The sequence below is a fragment of the Pseudonocardia nigra genome (genome assembly GCF_019396355.1).
Lineage (GTDB): Bacteria > Actinomycetota > Actinomycetes > Mycobacteriales > Pseudonocardiaceae > Pseudonocardia > Pseudonocardia nigra.
Genome location: NZ_JAHKRK010000329.1, coordinates 1 through 5944, shown reverse-complemented (window position 1 = coordinate 5944; position 5944 = coordinate 1). Strand labels below are relative to the sequence as shown.

General features: G+C 72.6%; 7 protein-coding genes. 4 read left to right on the top strand and 3 right to left on the bottom strand.

What is annotated here, in order from left to right:
- Positions 1-285: 285 nt before the first annotated feature.
- Positions 286-870, top strand: a complete 585-nt coding sequence (locus KME75_RS39360; protein ID WP_219420076.1) for a carboxymuconolactone decarboxylase family protein — start codon at positions 286-288, stop codon at positions 868-870.
- A gap of 384 nt (positions 871-1254) precedes the next feature.
- On the opposite strand, the gene KME75_RS39355 is transcribed toward KME75_RS39360, so the two are convergent.
- The 3 genes from KME75_RS39355 to KME75_RS39345 all read right to left on the bottom strand — a co-directional run bounded on the left by KME75_RS39355 (position 1255) and on the right by KME75_RS39345 (position 3612).
- A complete protein-coding gene (locus KME75_RS39355; RefSeq protein ID WP_219420075.1) occupies positions 1255-1392 on the bottom strand; it encodes a hypothetical protein in 138 nt (45 codons plus the stop codon).
- A gap of 136 nt (positions 1393-1528) precedes the next feature.
- A complete protein-coding gene (locus tag KME75_RS39350) occupies positions 1529-1720 on the bottom strand; it encodes a hypothetical protein (protein WP_219420074.1) in 192 nt (63 codons plus the stop codon).
- 59 nt (positions 1721-1779) lie between these two features.
- Positions 1780-3612: a glycoside hydrolase family 15 protein gene (locus KME75_RS39345; protein WP_219420072.1), complete on the bottom strand. Its 1833-nt coding sequence runs from the start codon at positions 3610-3612 to the stop codon at positions 1780-1782.
- Between the two features lie 248 nt (positions 3613-3860).
- Here KME75_RS39345 and KME75_RS39340 point away from each other — a divergent pair, with 248 nt between their 5' ends.
- The 3 genes from KME75_RS39340 to KME75_RS39325 all read left to right on the top strand — a co-directional run bounded on the left by KME75_RS39340 (position 3861) and on the right by KME75_RS39325 (position 5870).
- A complete protein-coding gene (locus KME75_RS39340; RefSeq protein WP_219420070.1) occupies positions 3861-4454 on the top strand; it encodes a vitamin K epoxide reductase family protein in 594 nt (197 codons plus the stop codon).
- Positions 4455-4575: 121 nt separating this feature from the next.
- Positions 4576-5541: a DUF427 domain-containing protein gene (locus KME75_RS44440; protein ID WP_308283471.1), complete on the top strand. Its 966-nt coding sequence runs from the start codon at positions 4576-4578 to the stop codon at positions 5539-5541.
- A complete protein-coding gene (locus KME75_RS39325; protein ID WP_219420069.1) occupies positions 5538-5870 on the top strand; it encodes a hypothetical protein in 333 nt (110 codons plus the stop codon). The genes KME75_RS44440 and KME75_RS39325 overlap by 4 nt, the downstream gene beginning before the upstream one ends.
- The last annotated feature ends 74 nt before the right edge of the window (positions 5871-5944 follow it).

Sequence of the window (5944 nt, the reverse complement as noted above, 5' to 3'; positions counted from 1 at the left end):
CTTGACGATGCGCATCAGGCTGTCCTTCCGTTGTCGGTCGGCGAGCGGCGTCGGGATCTCCGGATCCACCGCCCGCGACGCGGGCACCGGGTGTGTCCGCACAGAAGGAACCCGGATCACCGCGACGATCTTCGGCATTGCCACCAGATGCATCCCATCCGGGGAAGACGCAGGTCAGGCCGAATATGAGGAGGCATGAGGCGGGTTGCGCGGCCGCGCCGTCCGGCAGCCGGGTGACGATGCCAGACTGGTCCTCCCGTGTGTCCAAGGTGTGGAGGTGACGGCGTGGCCCATCTGCCCTCGCTCGGGTCGGATGCCGTGCTGCTCGACGTGTTCCGCCGGTTCCCGGCGCCGTCGGCGCCGCTTCTCGACTATCACCAGGCCCTGTTGCGCGGCGAGTCGCCGTTCACCGTGGCCCAACGGGAGCTCATCGCCGCCTACGTGTCCGCGCTCAACGCCTGCACGTACTGCCACGGCGTGCACAGCGCGACCGCGGCGGCGTTCGGGATGTCGGAGGACCTGGTGTCCGCGCTGCTCGCCGACGTGCGCAGTGCGCCGATCGAGGAACCGATGAAGCCGGTGCTCGAGCTGGTTCGGACGTTGACCCTCACACCGTCGCGGGTGACCGACGCCGAGGTGGATGCGGTCTACACGGCGGGTTGGGGCGAACAGGCCCTGCACGACGCCGTCAGCGTGTGTGCGCTGTTCAACCTGATGAACCGGCTGGTGGAGGGTCTCGGCATCAGCGCCGGAGCCGACTACTTCCGGACGGCCTCGCGGCGGCTCGCCGGAGAGGGCGGATACGCGGGTCTACGCGCAGCGCTGGGCGAGGATCAGCCCGAGGAGCGGGACCACCAGCCGCAGGCGTGAGCGGCCGCGCAGCGCTGTCACGCTGACGGCGACCGGCCCCGGCCTCCGGGCGCGTCCGGCGCATCCGACGCCACGCGAGGATGCCTCCTGCGGCCGTCGCCAACATCGGCAGCGCGGTCGCGACAGCACCGCGGATCAGTGACGGCAGCGGTCGGAGCACGTTCGCGACCCGGGCCGACAGCCACATCGGCGGGGCCGGGCGTGCAACATCCCGCAGCGCGACCCGCCTGGCCGCGGACAGGGTCGGCCACATCTCGCCGGTGCCCCGCACCATGGCTCCGAGCTTGGCCTCGCCCTCGCCGATCGGCCCCCGCCTGCCGCTCGCGGCCATGCGCAGGGCCTCGCACAGTGGCCGGGGGTCGTTGGCCCACAGCGCGCGGAACATCACGGTCCGTCGGGGTCGACGAGGTAGGCGGCATGGGGTTTGGGATCGAGTGCACGGTGCAGCTCGCCGTCGATGTCGTCGACCGCGACCGGCCAGGAGATCTCCTCGCGCCGGGCGTACGCCATGGCGTTCGCCATCTTCGTGTCCGGATCCGCGTGCTGGGGGTAGCGTCACCAGGGTGGGCTTCGCGGACGTAGAGGCTCAAGAACTGAACGCGGTCCCGAACTCGGCATGCATCTCTCGCAGCGCCGGACCGGCGCTGGCGGTCATCGGTCAAGTGACCGACGCGAAGTAGACGAAGAGCGGCCGCCGGGCCACCATGTCGCGGGTCGTCGCCCGCCCGCCGTCGACCGTCGGCAGATCGAACCGGGGAAAGCGGCCGCCGGGTGCGACGCCCCCGGTGAAGGACATGTCCTCGGCGAGCAGGCCGCGTCGGAAATGCGGATAGCGGTACTCGGTCGACATGGAACGTTCCTCTCCCCGCTGTCATGACGTGACGAGCGAATGGAGCCTCTTACCTCGGACTACCCGGTGCGCCCGCGTCCAATACCCTCGCCGGCCCGGGTGAGCTGCCAGGCGGCGTTGACGAGGCCGATGTGGGAGAACGCCTGCGGATAGTTGCCCAGCTGCTCGCCGCTGCCCGGGTCGATCTCCTCGGCGTAGAGGCCGAGGTCGCCTGCCAGGTCCAGCAGCTGTTCGAACGACGCCGTGGCCTCCTCGACGCGACCGGCCAGTGCGAGACATTCCACCATCCAGAAGCTGCTGATGGTGAACCCGGCCGTGTCGCCCTTCCAGCGGCGAATGAGCGCGCCGTCGGCGAGCTGATCGCGGATCGCGTCGATCGTCGCCAGCATCCGCGGGTCCGCCGCCGGGAGGAACCCGACGAGCGGTATCAGGAGCAGCGAGGCGTCGAGCCGGTCGGAGCCGAACGCCCCGGCGAACGTGCCGATCTCCTCGCACCACGCCTGCTCGAGCACCGCGGCGTGCACCTCGTCGCGGGCCCGAGCCCATTCCGCGGGTCGGGCGCGCGGCCCCAACCGGTCGGCGAGGCGCACCGCCCGGTCCAGCGCCACCCAGCACATGACCTTCGACGACGTGTAGTGGCGCTCGGTGCCTCGGGCCTCCCACATGCCGGCATCGGGCCGGGTCCAGTCGGCCGCGGCCTGGTCGGCGAGGGAGACGAGCAGCTCACGCGTCGGTTCATCGAGCTCGCCGAGCTGATCGCGCAGCAGGTCGGCGGCGAAGAGCACTTCACCGAGGACATCGAGCTGGCGCTGGCGCCAGGCGTCGTTGCCGACCCGAACCGGGCGGCTGTCCCGGTATCCGGCGAGGTGATCCAGGCTGTGTTCGGTGAGGTCCCGCTCCCCGGTGACGCCGTACATGATCTGCAGTGGTGCACCGCCGAGCTGTCCCATCGCCCCCGCGACCCAGTCGAAGAAGCGGTTGGCCTCGTCGGGGCAGGCCGCGACCCACAGGGCCTGCATGGCGAGGCTGATGTCGCGCAGCCAGGCGAACCGGTAGTCCCAGTTGAGGGTTCCGCCCAGTTCCTCGGGCAGCGACGTCGTGGCCGCGGCGACGATGGCGCCACTCGGCTGGTAGGTCAGTCCCTGCAGCACGAGGGCGCTGCGGTGCACCTGCGTGCGGTAGCGGCCCTGGTAACGCTGGTGCTGGTCCGACCAGGACTGCCAGCCCCGGATCGTCTCCTCCAGTGCCTCGGCGGAGTCGATACGCAGCGGCTCGACGTCGTCGTAGGGCGGGGCGTAGGCGAGCCGGAAGGCCACCTGGTCGCCGGCCCGCACACTGAAGCGGCCACGCAGGTCACCGCCGCCGGGGTCGAGCGGCACGTCGGTGTGCATCTGCAGCCCGACCGGCCCGGCCCGGCACGTCCAGGAACCGTCGTCACTGCGTCCCCATCGGGGAAGGGTGAGCCCGTACTCGAGACGGGGAGCGACCACGACGTCGCACTCCACCTCGCCCTGCACGCCCTCGACGGTGCGCAGGAGCGTGTGCGGGACGTGCATGCCGATCTCGTGCCCGCGGGCGCCCGGCGCCAGGCTCAGCGCATCGGTCACCGCAACGCCTCCGTTCGCGGTCCGCATCTGCGTGCGCAGGACCAGGGAATCCCCGACGTAGTCGCGGGTGACCGTGAACTCCTCGACGGGCGCCAGCGCCCAATGGCCCGCAGCGGGGTCGAGCAGCCGCCCGAAGATCGATGGGGAGTCGAACCGGGGCACACACCACCAGTCGATCGACCCCCGCGTACTGATCAGCGCCGCGGACTGGCAGTCGGACAGAAAGCCGTAGTCGGCGACGGTCGTCGCCGCGTCACCGTCCCGCACGTCAGACCCTCCGCCCATGCCGGACCCACCTCAGGAGCACGGCTGCGCTTGCACCGGCGGCCGCGGTGCCGGCCCCCTCGCGCCCGGCTGCCCAACCGGACCTGCCGACTCGTCGCATGGTTCCTCCTCGCCGTCGCTCGATCTGTCCCCGCGAACGGCCTGCTCCACACAGGGATGTCAGGCGGCTGACGATCACGAGGTTGCGCGGAGTGGGTGCGCCGTCCACGGGTACAGGCCCGGCAGTGCTCGTCGACGAAGGAGAAGCCATGAGATCAGGCGTGCGCAAGCGTCCCGCCGGGCCGCCCGCGGGGGCCGTGCGACCGGGGCCGGGCGGGGTCGGGCGCTCGAGCTCACCGGCAGCGGAGCGGGTGAGCGACGACCTCCGGCGCGGGACCGGCGACTTCCTGGAGCAGCGGCGACGGGTGGCCGGCCTCACCTCGCTTGCGGGGTTCGCTCTCGGCGTCGTCGGGCTCTACCAGTTCGGGTTGCTGCGCCGGCTCCCCGAGCCGCCGCTAGCGATCTTCGACGCCGCCGCCGTCGACGCCTCCGGGGAGGCCTACCAGGAACTGAAGACCCCCGACGCCGCCATCGGGCTGCTCAGCGCAGCGGCCACCCTGGTGCTCGCCGGCGCAGGTGACCGGCACCGCGCCCGCACGCGCCCCTGGCTACCGCTGCTGCTCGCCGCCAAAACCGCAAGCGACGCCGCGGGCGGGCTCGTCCTGACCGCCGAGCAGCTCACCAAGCACCGCAAGTTGTGCTTCTGGTGCACGGTCGCGGCGGCGGCGCAGATCGCCGCCCTGCCCGCCGCGCTGCCCGAGGCCCGTGCCGCCGTCCGCCGCCTGCGCCGGCGTGGCCGGTAGCGCCCCGACCGGCAGCCCTCGTCCGTCCGGACGCGGCCGCGACCGGGAATCGGATCCGCGCGAGCAGGGTTTCCTCCGCACCGAGCAGTAGCCGGGTCGCGAGGGCCACAGGGGAGATCACGTGAACGAGTCATCCGCATCGGCGGCCCGCGTCGAGGTGTTGTGGCGGGCGGGATGCCCGTTCTGCTCGCGGTTGCGCAGAGGTCTGACGCGGGCCGGCATCGCCACGGTCGAGCGCGACATCTGGACGGACCCGGCTGCGGCGGCGCAGGTGCGGGCGGCGACCGGGGGCGACGAGACGGTGCCGACGGTGCTGGTGGGTGCGCGGGCACTGGTCAACCCGTCGGTGCCCCAGGTGGTCGCGGCGATCCGCGCGGAGTACCCGCACGATGCGGAGTCGCTCGTCGGGCCCGCATCCGGCGGCGGTCGCCGCTCGCTGCTCGCGGGCGCCGGATGGAGTGCCGCGGTCGCGCTGGGATGGGTGCTGCTCGCGCTGTGGCGCCCGGCCGCCAGCTGGCACCTGGCACCGGCGTTGCTCGCCGCCGCCTGGCCATGGGTGGTTGCGCAGGACCTGCGGGTCGGTGATCGGGTGGCCGGGACGCGGGTCGCGTGGGCGGGTGCGGCGGGTTTCGTGTTCGCCGCGGTGGTGACGTTCGGGTTGTCCGCGGCCGGGCTGCTGCGCGGTCCGACCGTGCTGGGGTTTCCGGCCGCCACCGCGGAGGCGCTGGCGGCGGGAGCGGCGGGCGCGCTGGTGGTCGTGCTGGTGGGCCTGCTCAGGGCGCGGCGGACCCCGGTGACCCGCTCGGCGTGGGTGGGCGCGGAGCGGCTGGCCGCCTCCGACGACGTGGTGCTGGTGGAGGGCAACGCCTACTTTCCGATGTCCGCGGTGCGGGCCGGGGCGCTGAGACCGAGCACCACCACGTCGGTGTGCCCGTGGAAGGGGGTGGCGCGCTACTACACGCTGACCGTGAACGGGACGGAGCTGCACGACGCCGCGTGGTCCTACCCGCATCCGCTCCCGTTCGCCCGGCGGGTGAAGGGCCGGGTCGCCTTCTCGGGTGGCGTCGATGTGCGCGAGTCGGGGTGAGTGAACAGCGGGATCCGGCCGGTCCGAGGGACGGACTCGATCATCAGCCCGGGGAGGGCGCCGGTGCGCGGAAGGCCGGGTGGGCGGTGTGGGTGCGGGCGATCGCACTCGCCGCCGTCGTCGCGGTCGCCGTGCTCGTCGCGGCTGTCGTCGGCGTTCCCGACGTGGAGCGGCTGCGTGCGGACGTCGCGTCGGCCGGGGCGGCGGCGCCGGCGCTGTTCGTGGTGCTGTACGCGGTGGCGACCCTGGCCCCGCTGCCGAAGAACGTCCTGTCCACGCTAGAGCGTGTCCCTTGGATCATGGGACGGGGTCGCGGAGCCAGATCCTGATCGAGGCGACGTCGATGGTTCCGCGGAACATGTAGTCGCGCTTGTCGTAGCGGGTGGCGACCGCGCGGTGGCCC

Excerpts from the sequence above, each read along its gene's own strand:
- KME75_RS39355 (WP_219420075.1), bottom strand. The coding sequence starts at position 1,392 with ATGGCGAACGCCATGGCGTACGCCCGGCGCGAGGAGATCTCCTGGCCG.
- KME75_RS39350 (WP_219420074.1), bottom strand. The coding sequence starts at position 1,720 with ATGTCGACCGAGTACCGCTATCCGCATTTCCGACGCGGCCTGCTCGCC.
- KME75_RS39345 (WP_219420072.1), bottom strand. The coding sequence starts at position 3,612 with ATGGGCGGAGGGTCTGACGTGCGGGACGGTGACGCGGCGACGACCGTC.
- KME75_RS39340 (WP_219420070.1), top strand. The coding sequence starts at position 3,861 with ATGAGATCAGGCGTGCGCAAGCGTCCCGCCGGGCCGCCCGCGGGGGCC.